Origin of the sequence: Methylophilus aquaticus (assembly GCF_030769565.1) — a bacterium.
Lineage (GTDB): Bacteria > Pseudomonadota > Gammaproteobacteria > Burkholderiales > Methylophilaceae > Methylophilus > Methylophilus aquaticus.
In genome coordinates, this window is sequence record NZ_JAVCAP010000026.1 from 52,555 (window position 1) to 68,344 (window position 15,790).

General features: G+C 52.0%; 15 protein-coding genes. 4 read left to right on the top strand and 11 right to left on the bottom strand.

Annotated elements, in window-relative coordinates; genetic code table 11:
• Positions 1-34 precede the first annotated feature (34 nt).
• The gene (locus Q9291_RS11930; protein WP_306390291.1) at positions 35-1,102 is read left to right on the top strand and encodes an AI-2E family transporter; all 1,068 of its coding nucleotides are present in this window, start codon (positions 35-37) and stop codon (positions 1,100-1,102) included.
• Between the two features lie 45 nt (positions 1,103-1,147).
• Here Q9291_RS11930 and Q9291_RS11935 read toward each other — a convergent pair whose 3' ends face one another.
• From Q9291_RS11935 to rsxA, 8 genes are read right to left on the bottom strand one after another with little or no spacing between them, the layout of a single operon-like run.
• The gene (locus tag Q9291_RS11935) at positions 1,148-1,597 is read right to left on the bottom strand and encodes a DUF1841 family protein (RefSeq protein WP_306390292.1); all 450 of its coding nucleotides are present in this window, start codon (positions 1,595-1,597) and stop codon (positions 1,148-1,150) included.
• Positions 1,598-1,599: 2 nt separating this feature from the next.
• Complete coding sequence (gene nth / locus Q9291_RS11940) at positions 1,600-2,259, bottom strand: endonuclease III (RefSeq protein WP_306390293.1); 660 nt, start codon at positions 2,257-2,259, stop codon at positions 1,600-1,602.
• 23 nt (positions 2,260-2,282) lie between these two features.
• Positions 2,283-2,966, bottom strand: a complete 684-nt coding sequence (locus Q9291_RS11945) for an electron transport complex subunit E (RefSeq protein ID WP_306390294.1) — start codon at positions 2,964-2,966, stop codon at positions 2,283-2,285.
• The gene (gene rsxG, locus Q9291_RS11950; RefSeq protein WP_306390295.1) at positions 2,963-3,613 is read right to left on the bottom strand and encodes an electron transport complex subunit RsxG; all 651 of its coding nucleotides are present in this window, start codon (positions 3,611-3,613) and stop codon (positions 2,963-2,965) included. The genes Q9291_RS11945 and rsxG overlap by 4 nt, the downstream gene beginning before the upstream one ends.
• Positions 3,614-3,646: 33 nt before the next feature.
• Entirely contained in the window at positions 3,647-4,684 is a 1,038-nt protein-coding gene (gene rsxD, locus Q9291_RS11955; RefSeq protein ID WP_306390296.1) for an electron transport complex subunit RsxD, read from the bottom strand.
• Positions 4,668-6,734, bottom strand: a complete 2,067-nt coding sequence (gene rsxC / locus Q9291_RS11960) for an electron transport complex subunit RsxC (protein WP_306390297.1) — start codon at positions 6,732-6,734, stop codon at positions 4,668-4,670. Before rsxC ends, rsxD begins: the two co-directional genes overlap by 17 nt.
• Before the next feature lie 12 nt (positions 6,735-6,746).
• Positions 6,747-7,298: an electron transport complex subunit RsxB gene (rsxB, locus tag Q9291_RS11965; protein ID WP_306390298.1), complete on the bottom strand. Its 552-nt coding sequence runs from the start codon at positions 7,296-7,298 to the stop codon at positions 6,747-6,749.
• Between the two features lie 15 nt (positions 7,299-7,313).
• Positions 7,314-7,898, bottom strand: coding sequence for an electron transport complex subunit RsxA (rsxA, locus tag Q9291_RS11970; RefSeq protein WP_306390299.1), 585 nt, complete (start codon positions 7,896-7,898; stop codon positions 7,314-7,316).
• Between the two features lie 279 nt (positions 7,899-8,177).
• Between rsxA and dapA the strand changes: the two genes are divergently transcribed.
• From dapA to Q9291_RS11985, 3 genes are read left to right on the top strand one after another with little or no spacing between them, the layout of a single operon-like run.
• A complete protein-coding gene (gene dapA, locus Q9291_RS11975; RefSeq protein ID WP_306390300.1) occupies positions 8,178-9,056 on the top strand; it encodes a 4-hydroxy-tetrahydrodipicolinate synthase in 879 nt (292 codons plus the stop codon).
• A gap of 17 nt (positions 9,057-9,073) precedes the next feature.
• Positions 9,074-10,336 (top strand): NlpB/DapX family lipoprotein, encoded by a 1,263-nt coding sequence (bamC, locus tag Q9291_RS11980; protein ID WP_306390301.1) that lies wholly within the window; start codon positions 9,074-9,076, stop codon positions 10,334-10,336.
• 18 nt (positions 10,337-10,354) lie between these two features.
• On the top strand, positions 10,355-11,122 hold the full coding sequence (locus Q9291_RS11985; protein WP_306390302.1) for an MBL fold metallo-hydrolase: 768 nt from the start codon (positions 10,355-10,357) through the stop codon (positions 11,120-11,122).
• A gap of 13 nt (positions 11,123-11,135) precedes the next feature.
• On the opposite strand, the gene Q9291_RS11990 is transcribed toward Q9291_RS11985, so the two are convergent.
• The 3 genes from Q9291_RS11990 to Q9291_RS12000 are packed head-to-tail and all read right to left on the bottom strand — an operon-like array spanning position 11,136 to position 15,787.
• On the bottom strand, positions 11,136-11,474 hold the full coding sequence (locus tag Q9291_RS11990) for a P-II family nitrogen regulator (RefSeq protein ID WP_306390304.1): 339 nt from the start codon (positions 11,472-11,474) through the stop codon (positions 11,136-11,138).
• Positions 11,475-11,530: 56 nt separating this feature from the next.
• The gene (locus Q9291_RS11995; RefSeq protein WP_306390305.1) at positions 11,531-14,632 is read right to left on the bottom strand and encodes an efflux RND transporter permease subunit; all 3,102 of its coding nucleotides are present in this window, start codon (positions 14,630-14,632) and stop codon (positions 11,531-11,533) included.
• 3 nt (positions 14,633-14,635) lie between these two features.
• Positions 14,636-15,787, bottom strand: a complete 1,152-nt coding sequence (locus Q9291_RS12000; protein ID WP_306390306.1) for an efflux RND transporter periplasmic adaptor subunit — start codon at positions 15,785-15,787, stop codon at positions 14,636-14,638.
• Positions 15,788-15,790 lie beyond the last annotated feature (3 nt).

A 15,790-nucleotide genomic window follows, 5' to 3' on the forward strand; every position in this document is an offset into this window, starting at 1 on the left:
ATCAGGTACATATTATAGAATATTCAGGCAAAACATGATTAACACTAACCAGATTGCACGCATCGCCCTGATTGCCTTATTGATTGTGGGCTGTGTTTTTGTATTACATCCATTTTTAGCGGCACTGTTGTTTGCTGCTGTGATCTGTGTGTTTACCTGGCCGCTATATCATCGTATGTGGTTAGCACTGGGCAAGCGTGATGCACTGGCTGCCGTCACCATGACCTTGTTCCTGCTGCTGTCCTTGATCCTGCCTATGGCCTATCTTGCTGTAAACCTTGCCGATTCGGCCAGTCTGTTGCTGGATGAGGCGCGCGAGATAGTGCAGCAACTGCCACCGCATGCGCCACAATGGTTGGAGAACCTGCCTGTGGTTGGTAAACAGCTTGCCGAATCATGGCAGCGTGCCTTTGCCAGTCACGACGAACTGATGCGACTGACCAGCCAGTATGCCGATCCTTTGCGCAAGGCTATGTTGCGTGCTGTGCAATTGGTCATGGGTGGTTTTCTGCAATTAGTCCTGGTGGTATTTATTGCCTTCTTTTTCTATCGAGATGGCACCAGATTGGCAAAAGGTATCATGGCCATGGTGAACAGGCTGGGCGGGGCTCTGGGGGAAGAGATGCTGCAACTATCCTGCATGACAGTCAAAGGCGTGATGCTGGGTATTTTTGGTACCGCGTTGGCGCAATCGACAGTGGCGCTGTTTGGTTTTTGGCTTGCAGGAGCACCAATGCCACTGTTGTTGGCGTTGGCAACCTTTTTTCTGTCAGTGGTGCCTGTCGGGCCGCCTTTGATCTGGGGCGGCGCGGCACTATGGCTGTTCAAACAGGGAGATCAAGGCTGGGCAATCTTTTTAGGCTTCTATGGTTTGCTGGCGATCAGCAGTGTGGACAATATTATCAAGCCAATTCTCATCAGCCACTCTTCACATTTGCCCATGTTGCTGGTGGTGTTAGGCGTGTTGGGTGGCGCACTTGCGTTTGGTTTTATTGGCATTTTTCTAGGGCCAACCTTGTTAGCGGTGGGGTTGACGCTTGTTTCGCACTGGGTAGCGTTACAAAACAAACGTGCAGATGAGGCGGTGATTGCGTCGAGCTAACAGGTTCTGCGCTTGCCCAGCCACTTCTGGTAACAACTGGCTTTTCTATTTGTTTGACGCGATGCCTGCACGCTGATCTATCAGCTGCAGATAATGCGCTGCATCCATGCCAGTCTGGTTACGTTGCGCCAGCCAGATCGTTTCTGCCAGACATTCCAGCAAGGCATGTTGCGCTGCGTGTTCTTCCTGATATTTTGTACACAGTTTTCCATAAGCCTGTGTAATGCCAATAGGCTGATTGATGCTGATTTGCTCCTGGATGGAGAGATGCAGGCTCATATGCAAGAAGGGGTTGGTTTCACCCATTTCAGGGTAGTAGGCTTGCTGCAAATAGTGTTCAGGTTGATCCAGAATGGCATGATATTCCGGGTGCATATGCATGATGCCCACGGCCATTTTTTCCAGGTCAGTAAGCGCTTGCTGTTGATTAAACTTTGTCCAGGACTCAAAGAAAAACTGACGCACTTCGTCACGACTGGGGTTGAATAAGGCCATCGTTATTGCTCCGCCGGAGGCTGAACCGGGGTGATGCGTTTGTCATGAAATTCACACAAATCGGCAATGCAGCATTCACCACATTTTGGCGCGCGAGCCGTACAAGTGTAACGGCCATGCAAAATCAGCAGATGGTGTGCGTCTTTTAAAAATTGTTTGGGCGTGGTGTTTAAAAAGCGTTGCTCGACTTCGAACACGTTTTTGCCTTGGGCCAGTTTGGTGCGATTGCCGACGCGAAACAAATGGGTATCGACCGCAATAGTGGGTTGTCCGAAGGCGGTGTTTAAAATCACATTGGCAGTCTTGCGGCCTACGCCTGCTAGCGCTTCCAGCGCCTTGCGGTTATCAGGCACACCGCCACCATGCAAAGTGAGTAATTGCTCACAACACTTGCGAACGTTTTGTGCTTTGGCATGGTAAAGGCCGATGGTTTTGATATAACTCTCCAGTCCTTCCAGCCCCACATCGAGAATGGCTTGCGGCGTATTGGCCACCTTGAACAGTTTGCGGGTGGCGATGTTGACGCCTTTATCGGTGGCTTGAGCTGACAAAATGACGGCAATCAGTAGCTCGAACGTCGAGTTGTGTTCCAGTTCAGTGGTCGGGTTTGGGATGGCGGCCGCCAGCCGCTCAAAAATCGCCAGCCGTTTTTGTGCGTTCATGATGGTTTGGTATTTCTGGTTGGCTAGTGTGCTGGTTTGGCTGCTGCCGTGCTCGCCGAGTGGTTGGGCGATTGGCTGCGGCGAATTTCTGCCCAGTTGCGCAAGGCAATCAGGCAACCTAGTCCGATAAATGCGCCGGGAGGCAAAATGGCCAGCAGAAAGCCATGATAGTCTGGCACCAGATGCAGGACATAAGGGGCAAAGTTCGGGCCCAATGCCAGATCGACACCTGAGAATACGGTGCCTTTACCCACCAGTTCGCGCATGCCGCCTAAAATGGCCAGCACCATGGTTAGGCCTAGGCCCATCATCAGGCCATCCCAAATTGCCGGTGCAGGCGTATTTTTGGCAGCAAATGACTCTACCCGCGCCAGTACAATGCAGTTGACCACAATCAATGGAATGAAAATGCCCAGTACTTTGTGCAGGGGCTCGGCAAAACCATGGATGGTCAGGTCTATCATGGTGACAAGTGCTGCGATCACCAGAATAAAAACGGGCACACGAATTTCATCCGGTACAAATTTACGGACTGGCGAAACAGCCCCATTGGCACAGGCCATCACCAGCGCTGTGGCCAAGCCGAGGCTGACGCCATTCACCACGCTGGTAGTCACGGCCAAGGTCGGGCACAAGCCCAGCAGTTGCACCACGCCGGGGTTTTGTTTCCATAATCCGTTAAGGCTGATTTCTTTAAACTGACTCATGAGGTGTGCTCCTGTTCTGACGCTGCAACGGGTGCAAATAAGGTTTGCCGGTGGTTTTGTACATAGTGCAATGCGCGCCCGACCGCGCCGATCACTGCGCGCGGCGTAATGGTGGCTCCGGCCCGGTAATCAAAATCGCCACCGTCTTTTTGGACTTGCCATTGCCCCAGTGGTTTTTGCGACAGCGACAAACCATCAAACAGAGTAATCCAGCGGTCTTTGGCAATATCAATATAATCACCCAGCCCGGGGGTTTCTTTATGCGAAAGCACGCGTACCCCGGCCAGGCTACCATCAGCTTTGACAGCGATCAGCAGTTTGATATCACCGGCATAGCCATCATGGGCCGTGGCTTCCAGAATCACAGCACTGGCTTCGCCATGCAGGCGGGCAATGTTGGCAATCAATGGTTGCGTGTTGCCCAGTAGCAGGTCTGGCGGCAGGGTCACGGTATCATGCAGCAAGTCGTTATCAAACAGGCTGTCAGGCACAATTTGCTGGAACAGTTGCATGCGGGCCTGGGCTTCGCTTTCCGCGATAGGGGCGAGTGTGAGCGTGTATACCACGCTCATCAGCAAGGTGAACGCCGCAGCAAACCCCATCAGGGTCAAGGCGGTGTTGCGGGCATGTTTTAAAATATCGTTCATATGTTTGCAGTATTTGTTCAGGTTGGTGCGCTGTTATTTACTATGACCAAACACACGAGGCTGGGTATGCGCATCAATCAATGGCACGGCAATGTTCATAATTAATACTGCAAATGCCATACCATCGGGAAACCCGCCATACACACGGATAAAATAAGTCAGTAGCGCAACGCCTCCGGCAAACCAGAATTTTCCCCTGGGTGTGGTGGGGCCGCTGACCGGATCAGTGATGATGAAAAAAGCCCCCAGCATGCTGGCACCTGCAAACAGATGCAGCAGAGGCGAGGCATGCTGTTGCGGATCGTGTAGCCAGAATGCAGCTGAAATAATGGCCATCACGCTAAAGAAAGCCACTGGTAAGTGCCAGGTGATTATACGTTGTTGCCACAAATATAAACCGCCAAGCAAATAGGCCAAGGCCACCGACTGGTTACCGATACCAGCCAGGCTTCCAAACATGGGGGCCTGGGTAATGGTGTCGACTTGATGGTGCAGGCGTAATTGCGTTTTCAAATAGTCGAGTGGTGTGGCCGAGGTCACGGCATCCAGATCCAGCCCGTTTGGTAACAGGCCTGAGAAAATATACTGACATTGTTCGGCAAAGCTTAAAGGATGTTGCGTCAGGCTCAGCGCGGCTGGCCATTTGGTCATCAGTACCGGGAACGAAATCAGCAATACGGCATACCCTACCATAGCCGGGTTGAACGGGTTGTAACCCAGGCCACCATAGAGTTGTTTGGCAAACACGATCGCAAATGCGGTGCCTACGACAATCAGCCACCATGGTGTCAGTGGCGGGATAGCCAGTGCAAGTAACCATGCCGTGATGACCGCGCTGTAATCCGACAGAAACGGCCGCAAAGGCCGCTGGCAGAGTTTGAGTAACAAGCCTTCAGTGGCGATGGCGGTCACTGTGGCCAAGGTGAGTGTGATCAGAATACCTCCGCCAAATAACCAGACATAGGTGATGATGGCGGGTAGCAGGGCCAGCAGCACCTTGAGCATTATGGTACTGACAGAGGGTGCATCCGAAATATAGGGCGAGCGATTCACATTATTCCTTTGCATCATCCGTGTTGCCAGCCGTTGCGGCTATTTTTGCGGCCTCGGCAGCCGCTTTTGCTGCTTTGGCCCGTGCAATCGCAGCTGCAATTTTGGCTTGTTTTTCCTGGTCAGCACTGGCCGTGGTGGTCAATTGAGGTGCTGCTAATTCCGAGACGTTCTTGCTCGCTTCGGCAGCGGCTTTTGCCGCTCTGGCACGGGCAATGGCGGGATCAGTCTTGGCCTGTTTTTCCGGGTCGACAACTGCGCTTGTCGCACTGGTCGCTGAATGACCCGTCTGGGCAGCCGCTTTGGCTGCTTTGGCTTTTGCAATGGCTGCTGCAATTTTGGCTTGTTTGTCGGCATCTTGCATAGCCGGGCTGTCAGCTTCTGATAAACCAACCGCCGCACGCCGTGCATCAATGTCTGCGATTTCCTGCTGCACGCTGGCACTGGGCGCAGCCATATTTTTTGGTGCTTCACCTGTCGCGGCTTGTGCCTCTTTTTGCGCTTTGGCACGGGCAATGGCGGCGGCAATAGCAGCTTTTTTGGCTTCGTCCGCCGTAGCCCCCGTTTGTGCCTGGTCACTGTCAGCGGCGGCGACCATTTTTTCAGCTGCTTTTTTCGCACCCTGCGCACGTTCCGCGTGTTTTTGTGCACGCTCTTGTTTTTCACGTTCTATGCGCGCCAGTCTGGCCTCATTACGTTCACGCGCCAGATCAGCGGCTTCTTTGGCTTTGTCAGTCGCGATGATTTCGCTCTTGGCATAGCGATAATATTGCACCAGTGGAATATGGCTGGGGCAGACATAGCTGCATGCACCGCATTCGATACAATCGAACAAATCGTAATCGCGCGCTTTTTCAAAATTATCCGACTTGGCAAACCAGTATAGTTCTTGTGGTTGCAGGCTGACCGGGCAGGCATCGGCACAGCGGGTGCAGCGTATGCAAGGCATGGCAGGTGGTGCCGAAGGGAACAGTCCGGGCGACGCGGCGATAATGCAGTTGGACGCTTTGGTCACGGGTACATTGGCATCAGGTAGATCGAACCCCATCATCGGGCCGCCCATGATGTAGTGGCTGGTATCCGTTCCGACACCGCCGGCAGCGGCAAGCAGGTGGCTGACGGGTGTGCCAAACAGCACTTCAAAGTTTTGTGGTTGTGCGACATTGCCGGTGATCGTCACGATACGGCTGATAGACGGTTCACCATGGTCAAAATAGCGGTGTAATGCCAGCATTGTGGCTACATTAAATACTTGTATGCCCTCTTGCGTGGAGCGTTTGTCATGCGCAATCTCTTGTCCCAGCAGCAAATATACCAAGCGCCTGGCATCGCCACTTGGATACAGGGTGGGTACTATTTTAACCTGAATGTCGGTATTCTTGACCGCTTCTTGCATGGCGGCAATCGCTAGTGGCTTGTTGTCCTCTATGCCAATGACCACCTTTTCGGCAGACATCAGGTGTTGGGCAATTAGCACGCCTTGCACAATCCCATCGGCGCGTTCGCGCATCAGCATGTCATCACAGCTGATATAAGGCTCGCACTCGGCGGCATTGATCACCAGCGTGTGAATATTGCTTTTGCCGTCGGTACGTAGTTTGATTTGCGTGGGGAAGGTTGCCCCGCCCATGCCGACGATACCCGAGCCAGTCAGGCTTTGTATCAGGGCGCTGCGTTCGGTATTACGCCAGTCCTGTCCTGTGTGCGCCACCCATGCATCTTTGCCATCCGGTTGCAGACGGATGCAGTAATCAGGCAGGCTGGAGGGATGCGGAATCACCGCCTCTTCAATGGCGACGATGGTGCCCGAGGTCGGTGCGTGAATAGCGGCCGAGACCGCGCCTTCCGCTTCGGCCAATAACTGGCCTTTCAACACATGCTCCCCCACCTGTATTTTTACTTTAGGCAAATGGCCGACATGCTGGCGTAAGGGTAATGTCAGTAGTGCAGGCAGTGTGACGTCGGCAATCGGTGCTTGCGTGGAGGAGGATTTATTTCCGGGCGGATGCACGCCGCCGTGGAATTTAAAAATGCCATTGAGTTTTTGTGTGAATTGAATAATCGCGTTCATATAACGATGCTCTTATCCCTGATGAGCGACCGGCACAATCGGAATGGTAGGGTATTTCCATTTCCAGTTTTCGGGTGTTTCAGCTACTGGTGTCATGCTGATGCAGTCTACCGGGCAAGGCGCGACACACAACTCGCAGCCGGTACATTCGCTGCTGATAATAGTGTGCATATGTTTGGCCGCGCCCAAAATGGCATCGACCGGGCAGGCCTGTATGCATAAGGTGCAACCAATGCAGGTGTTTTCGTCAATAAACGCCACTGACTTGGGTTTGGGTTCGCCATTGAGGGGTTTGTATTCAACGCCAAGCAAATCGGCCAGCGCTCGCACACCAGCATCACCGCCGGGCGGGCATTGGTTGATATCGGCTTCGCCATGCGCAATGGCGGTGGCATAGGGTTTGCACCCGGGGTAGCCACATTGACCACATTGTGTTTGTGGCAGAATAGCATCAATTTTGGCAATCAGTGGGTCGCCATCGACTTTGAATTTTAGTGCCGCGTAGCCGAGTAACAGTCCAAGCGCGATGGCAAGGCCCAGCATAATAGAGAGAGCAGTCAACATGCGATGAGTCAGTCCTTACACTCTGTCCAATCCAGCAAACCCCATGAAGGCCAGGCTCATGAGCGCGGCGGTCACCATGGCGATGGCCGAGCCCTTGAATGGCGCAGGCACATCTGCTGCATCCAGCCGTTCACGCATGGAGGCAAATAAAATTAATACCAGAGAAAATCCCAGTGCCCCCCCTAAACCATACAAGCCGGATTCAACAAAACTGTGGCTGGCTTGTGCATTGAGCAGTGGCACGCCTAATACCGCGCAATTAGTGGTGATGAGCGGCAGATAAATGCCTAGCATCTGATAGAGTAATGGAAAGCTCTTTTCCATGATCATTTCGGTCAGTTGTACTACGCCTGCAATCACCACAATAAAAGACAATGTGCGCAAGTAAATGACGTCGTTGGGTTCCAGCAGGTAGTGGTTAATCGCCCAACTGGTCATTGAGCCAAGCGTGAGCACAAATGCGGTGGCCGCTGCCATGCCAATCGAAGCTTCCAGCTTTTTGGAAACCCCCATAAAGGGGCACAAGCCAAGAATTTTGACCAGCACGATATTGTTGACCAGCACAGTGCTGATTAAAATCAGAATGTAATTGTTTGTCATCTCAAGTTCGGTTCCTCAACAAGCTGTCATCGTGAGGGGTGGCGCAAAGCATTATTATAGCGCAATCCGTTAAGTCCCGAAGGGTGTCGCGTCGTTGTGCGTGCTGAGAATCGAGCTGCTGACGCATTGCAAAATGCAGATCTATTGAGAATTTGTGGCCAACTGTTGCGTGATGTTTTGGACTTTGCCTAAACTGAGGTGTCTACTTGCTGTGCTTCTTTGGCTTTCGTGCACGGAATCGGTTAAAATATTCGCTTTCCAATATTAAATGGTCGAAGTATGTTGACGGGCAGTTTGGTAGCAATAGTCACCCCCATGTTTGATGATGGTCGTTTAGATCTCGAAGCCCTTAAAAAGCTGATTGATTTTCATGTGGATGCAGGTACCGATGGCATTGTCGTTGTGGGCACTACCGGTGAATCTCCCACTGTGGATGTCAATGAGCATTGTCTGCTGATTAAAACCACCGTTGAGCACGTTGCCAAGCGTGTGTCAGTGATAGCCGGTACAGGTGCCAACTCGACTGCTGAAGCGATCGAACTTACAGCCAAAGCTAAATATCTGGGTGCTGATGCCTGCCTTCTGGTGGCTCCTTACTATAACAAGCCTTCGCAGGAAGGCCTGTATCAACACTTTAAAGCAGTGGCTGAAGCAGTGGACATTCCGCAGATTCTCTATAACGTGCCTGGGCGCACCGGTTGCGATCTGAACAATGATACTGTGCTGCGGTTGGCCCAAGTGCGCAATATTGTGGGCATCAAGGATGCCACTGGTGGTATTGAGCGCGGAACCGATCTGTTGTTGCGATCGCCTGCAGGATTTGCTGTGTATAGTGGTGACGATGCGACTGCGATGGCCCTCATGTTGCTGGGAGGTAAAGGCGTGATTTCCGTAACCGCCAATGTTGCCCCAAAACTGATGCACGAAATGTGTGTTGCTGCCATGCAAGGTAATTTGGATGAGGCGCGTGCTGCCAATGCCAAACTGTTTGGATTGCACCAGAAGTTATTTGTCGAAGCCAATCCTATTCCGGTGAAGTGGGTGTTACAACAAATGGGGATGATTGCTGCCGGGATTCGTTTGCCTCTGGTCAATTTATCCTCCCAATATCATGAAGTACTACGTGCCGCGATGAAGCAGGCAGGTATTGCATCTTAATCAGGAAAATGAAAAACATGGGTAATTCTGTATTACGTTGTGGCGCGCTATTTTTAATAGTCACTGTGTTGGCTGGCTGCGATTCGATTCCTTTTATCGATAATACCTCTGACTACAAAGGCGCTGGTCGCTCCAAACCGCTAGAAGTGCCGCCAGATTTGACAGCTGTCAGAACCAGCAGTACTTACAATGTGCCTGGCAGTACCAGCTATTCTGCCTATAGCCAGAATCAGGAGGCGGTTGAGCAAAATGGCCCGCAACCAGTGCTGGCTGATGTGAAGAATGTGCGTATGGTTAAAGCGGGTTCGCAGCGCTGGTTGGTGGTCAATGCGCCTGCCGAGAAAGTCTGGCCGATTGTGCGCGAGTTCTGGCTGGATCAAGGTTTTGCTGTGCGTGTTGAAAATCCCGAGGTCGGTGTGATGGAAACCGAATGGCTGGAAGCGGATGCCATTAAGGTGAAAGAGGATAAGCGTGGTTACGGTGAAAAATTTGATGCCTGGATGGACAAACTGTCTGGCCTGGCTGACCGTCGTAAATTCCGTACGCGGTTGGAGCGTGGTGAAAAAGAAGGCACGACCGAGATTTATATGACGCATCGTACGGTGGCGGGTGCGCCAGATGATGGCAAGAACGTAATCAATACGCAACTGGGTCGAATCGAAACAGGTTACCGTGTGGATGCCGACAAGAAAAACACAGCTGGTCAGGAGTTTGATGCTGACCTTGATGCTGAATTGTTGCGTCGCATGATGGTGAAACTGGGGCTGGATGAACAGAAAGCAGAACAGGTGGTGGCGCAGGCAGCCTCGGATAAGCGTGCTGAAGTGATCAAGGAAAAAGACCAGAGCGTGACACTTAAATTGAACGAGCCATTTGATCGTGCATGGCGCCGTGTTGGCTTGGCTTTGGACAGAATCGGATTTGTCACTGAAGATAAAAACCGTTCTGAGGGGATATTTTATGTGCGTTATGCAGATACTGAGGCCGACGATCCGATCAAGAAGAAAAAAGGCTTGTTGGATCGCCTGAAGTTCTGGGGCGGTGAGGATGAGGAAGAGAAAGCGGCTGCCAAGGACGACTCCTCAAAGTCTATGGGTGACAAGCTTAAGTTCTGGAAAGGCTCGGCAGACGGGGATAAGTCCAGTAAGCAATATCAGATTCAGGTGCTGGAAAATGCGGATGATACTTCAGATGTGTACGTATTGACGAAAGAAAATAAGCGTAATACCACCACAACTGCTAACCGTATTATCTCGTTGATGTATGAGCAGCTTAAATAAACTCCTGGCGTGCGCATAATGCAATTCGCGTCGTTGGGGAGTGGCAGTGCAGGAAATGCCACTGTAGTAGAAGCCGGGGAAACCCGGCTTTTGCTCGATTGTGGCTTCAGTGTCAAAGAGACCGTGTTACGTTTGGCACGCCTGGCATTGGATCCTGAGCAATTGACAGGCATCGTCGTCACGCATGAACATGATGACCATGCCCGCGGTGCCTTTAAACTGGCCGCACGCTACCAGATTCCTGTATGGCTGACACATGGCAGTTACAGTATGTGCGAGCGCTACTTTGCCAACCAGCCGGTGAATGTGCATATCATCGATGCGCATACTGCATTTTCAATTCAGGATATCGAGGTTCATCCTTACCCGGTTCCGCATGATGCCCGTGAGCCTGCGCAATTTGTCTTTGGTGATGGTGAGCGCAAACTTGGCATATTGACAGATGTGGGTAGTGTGACGCCGCATATCATCCACATGCTTCAGCGCTGCGATGGTTTACTGCTGGAGTGTAATCATGATCTGGATATGTTGCGCACTGGACCTTACGCTTACGCCCTTAAAAAGCGGGTAGGGGGACGATTGGGGCACCTTGATAACCAGACCAGTGCCAAGTTGCTGCAACAACTGGATAATTCGAGGCTCAAGCATGTGGTGGCAGCACACCTGAGCGAGAAAAATAATACGCCTGCGTTGGCAAAGCAGGCGTTAAGTCAGGCACTCTCCTGTGATCCGGAGTGGATCGAAATCGCTGCGCAGGATGATGGCCTTGCCTGGCGCATGCTTTAGCCCGTAGAATCAGTTAATCCTCTAGCACTTGGATTTGTTCGGACAATCGAATCATGCGTTCAACCGGCGTGACCCATACAATGCCATCACCAATATTGCCAGTATGGCCGACTTCTACAATCACCTGTAATATGCCCTCCACCAGTTCATCGGGCACCACCATAAAGAGGTAAGCCTTGGGGCTGTAGTCTGTCAGTTCCTCACGCACACCGCCGACGCTGGGTTTTTGCAAGTGATGCCCGCACCCATCCACCTTGCTGACTGTCATGCCGGGAAAGCCTTTAATGTTACGCAAGGCCGAGCGTATTTTTGGCAACCGGCTGGGTTGGATGACTGCTTTGATTTCTTTCATTCGCGTTTCCTTAAATGCGCGTGAACGGCAGCGAATGACTGCGCTGCCATACTTGGTTAGGCTTCAATCCGGCTTTCCTCAAACTTGCGGTACAGTGTAGGCACCACAATTAGCGTCAGCAAGGTGGAGGTAATCAATCCACCAATCACCACAATTGCCAGCGGACGCTGCACTTCTGAGCCCGGACCCGTTGCAAACAGAAAAGGAACCAATCCCAGCATCGCAACGGTAGCTGTCATCATGACAGGTCTGAAGCGTTGCGCGCAACCTTTACGTATTGCCTCAATTTGCGATAGACCTTCGTCACGCAGGGTGCGAATGTACGATACCAGCACCACCGCATTGAGCACGGCAATGCCCCACAAGGCAATAAAGCCGACAGAAGCGGGCACAGACAGGTATTCACCCGTGACAAACAGCGCAACCACGCCACCAATGGAAGCGAATGGCAACACCAGAATAATCATAGTGGCAAAACGCAGCGATTGAAACAGCAGGAACAGCAGGAAGAAAATCGCGGCTATGGTCACTGGAATAATAATCATCAAGTGTCCCATGGCACGTTCCATGTTCTGGAACTGGCCACCGTATTCCAGATAGTAGCCATCAGACAGTTCCAGCCGATTTCCCAACACTTGCTGCAGTTCGGCTACAAAGCTGCCAAGATCGCGGTCTTTGACGTTGACCCCGACCACAATGCGGCGCTTGGCCAGCTCACGGCTGATTTGTGCCGGGCCGTCCTTGACTTCAATCGTGGCCAGATCAGCCAGTGCAATGCGAGAGCCGTTGGGCGAGGTCAACATAATGTTACTGATGGCCTCTTCATTATTACGAAACGATTCCGGGTAACGTACGGCCGCGGAGAAACGGCGTTGCCCTTCATAAATCTCGGTGGCAATCTTGCCTGCAATGGCGGTTTCAATCACATCATGCACATCTGATGCGTTAATGCCATGGCGAGCGATGGCTTGTCTGTCAATCGTGATGTTCAAATACTGCTGACCAGAGACTTTCTCCACCTTGATTTCGGTAGCCCCCCTGACCGTCCCTGCAATTTTGGCGATTTCATCGGCCTTTTGTTTGAGTGTATCCAGGTCCTCCCCAAATATTTTTACTGCCACATCGGCGCGAACACCCGTCAGTAATTCATCCACCCGATCAGAAATCGGTTGTGCCATGATGATTTGTACCCCAGGAATGTATTTGCTGAGGACGCTGCGCATTTTTTCTGCAATATCATCCTGGTTCCAGCCTTCTGGCCACTGATCGCGTGGCTTGAGGCTGATGATAGGCGTTGATTCATTCTGTGCCTGCGCGTCGGCCGGGCTTTCACCGCGTCCCAGACCAGATACGGCAGATTTTACGCCGGGCACCTGATCCATAATCAGTTTCATTGCCGTATTTTCCATCTTGATGGATTCTTCCAGCGAGATGTTGGGCACCCGGTTGATCCCTGGCACAATCGAGCCTTCTTTCATTTCCGGAATAAATGATGTCCCGAGAAAAGGAAACAGGGCAATCGTCCCGACAAATAGCAGCGCCGAGAATCCAATGGTCTTTTTCTCATTGAAAATAACCCAGTTGAGCGCTTTCAGATAAGGCTTCTTGATGGATTGAATCAAGCGTGTATCTTCACCACTACCGCCCTTGAGTATGTAAGAACACAAAGCGGGGGTCATGGTTAATGAAATAACCAGCGAGACAAACAAGGCAATCGCAATGGTATACGCCAGTGGGGCGAACATTTTGCCTTCCATGCCTTGTAGCGTCATCAACGGTAGAAACACCAGAATAATAATACCTACACCAAACAATACTGGTGTGGCTACTTCTGAAGCCGCTTCCAGCACCACGCGCACCTTGCTCTCGTCTTTGCGGTGCCCCAGATGGTGGAAGGCATTTTCCACCACCACCACTGAGCCATCGACCATCAGGCCAATCGCAATGGCGAGGCCGCCCAGTGACATCAGATTGGCCGAAATGCCATAGTGATTCATCACCATAAAGGTAATTAAGGGGGTGAGAATTAATGTGCCAACCACAATCAGGCTGGAGCGCACATCCCCCAGAAACAGGAACAGAATCACAATCACCAGAATAATGCCTTCAATCAGCACTTTGGTTACTGTGTGCAAGGCGGCATCAACCAGTTCACTGCGGTCATAGTAGGGGACAATTTGCAGGCCATGTGGCAACATGCCCTTGCTGTTGATTTCCGCGACTCTTGCCTTGATGCGACTGACCAATTCCTTCGCGTTGCCGCCGCGCATCATCATCACAATGCCACCCACGGATTCAGTATAGCCATTTTTAAGTACAACACCGACGCGGACTTCGTGCCCAATGGTGACATCGGCCACATCACGGATATAAACCGGAATGCCGTTGTCCTCCTTTAAAACCATGTTTTTGATGTCATCCAGATCTTTGACCAGACCCACGCCGCGGATCAGATATTGTTCGGCATAGTGCGGCAGTACACCGCCACCGCTGTTGGCATTGTTGCGTGCCAGCGCTTCGTAGACATCGTTCAGTTTGATGCCGAAGTGGGTCATGCGGTCCGGGTTAACCAGCACCTGGTATTGTTTGACATAGCCGCCTTGCGAGTTGATTTCAGCCACCCCGGGGATGCCACGTAACAGCGGGCGCACCACCCAATCCTGAATGGCTCGACGCTCAGTCAGGTCTGCTTGCGAGAGGGTGGTTTTGCCATCCCCCGGTTTATCCAGCGTGTATTGGTAGACTTCCCCCAGGCCGGTAGAAACAGGGCCGAGAATAGGTGTAATGCCCTTGGGCATACGCTCCATCACCTCCATCAGGCGTTCCATCACCAGTTGACGGGCAAAATAGACATTGGTGTCGTCGGTGAATACCAGCGTAATCAGTGAAAGCGCATTCTTGTTGAGTGAGCGCATCTCGGTCAGCCCTGGCAGGCCAGTCATGGCGATTTCCAGGGGTACCGTAATAAAACGCTCCACTTCTTCCGGAGATTTTCCGGTTGCTTGTGTCGCGATCTGCACCTGCACGTTGGTGACATCCGGGAAGGCATCTACAGACAGTTTTTTCACCGCAAACAAGCCGGCAATAATCAATGCAACTGCAATGACCAGCACAATCAGGCGCTGTTTAAGGGCGCCTCGAATCATGGACTCAATCATGTCTTACTCCATTTCTTTGCGCTTGCGCTCGTTATTGACATGAAATGCGCCATCCAGCACGATTTGATCGCCTGGTTGCAAGCCCTGAACCACTTCGTTAAATCCCTGGTAAGTGCGGCTCAAGGTGACTGGTATCAGTTTGAACTGTTCAGGCTTGGCTGTTTGTACAAACACGAAGTCGGCATTATTTTCACGCACGACGGCAGTTTCGGGAATGGCAACCACCTTTTCAGGCCGAGCTTCGAGCAGAATGGTGATGAGCATGTCAGGTTTCAGCAGTTTTTTATCATTGCTGATATTGGCGCGCGCCATCACGGTCCGCGTTGCAGGGTTTACCACATCGCCGACAAATGCCAGCGTTCCGGTCAGTTGTGCGTCGTCCAGCGCAGGCACCTCAATGTTCAGGGACTGGCCTTGGGCAATGTGCACAATCTGCTGCTCAGGAATTTCCGCTACCGCCCACACGTGTGATAGATCGGCAATTACAAACAGTTCTTCTGCGGGGGCCACCACCTGACCCAGGCGCGCCTTACGCTCAATCACGATGCCGCTGATCTTGGAGTTCACCTGGCTGGTAGACATGCCGCTGTTACGCAGCCCCAGTTGCGAGATATTGCCAGGCGACATGCCGAGCACAGTCAACTGGTCACGCGCGGCATTGACCTCTGCGTTTGCAGCATTCAACTCGCCTTCACGGCGTTGCAGCTCGGCTGTACTGATGACATCCGCCTCCAGCAATTGCTTGGCGCGGTCTACCGCTTTAGTCAGTAACTGCATTTGCTGACTAGACTTGATGTAGCTCAGCTGATATTGCGCTAACTCTGTACTCTTGATGGTAGCCAGTCGCTGGCCGGCAGTCACATGGTCTCCGAGCTTAACATCCAGGGTGCTGATACGTCCCGTGACCGGAGCCCCGGCTCTGGACTCGTATTGTTCATCCACCTGAATGCGTCCTGGAATACGTAAAGTGTCGACAAACTGCATGTCTGTCACGGCGCCTACTTTGACGTTGGATTTGAGCTCAGCCGTCAGCGTGACCAGGGTAGGATCCTCGGTTACCTTGGTTTCAGCGACGGGTGCCGGTTTTTCGGAGCAGGCGACAGTGATCACTGCCAGCATGGCGGTGAGTAAAGAAGAAATTAAAACACGAGACATGAC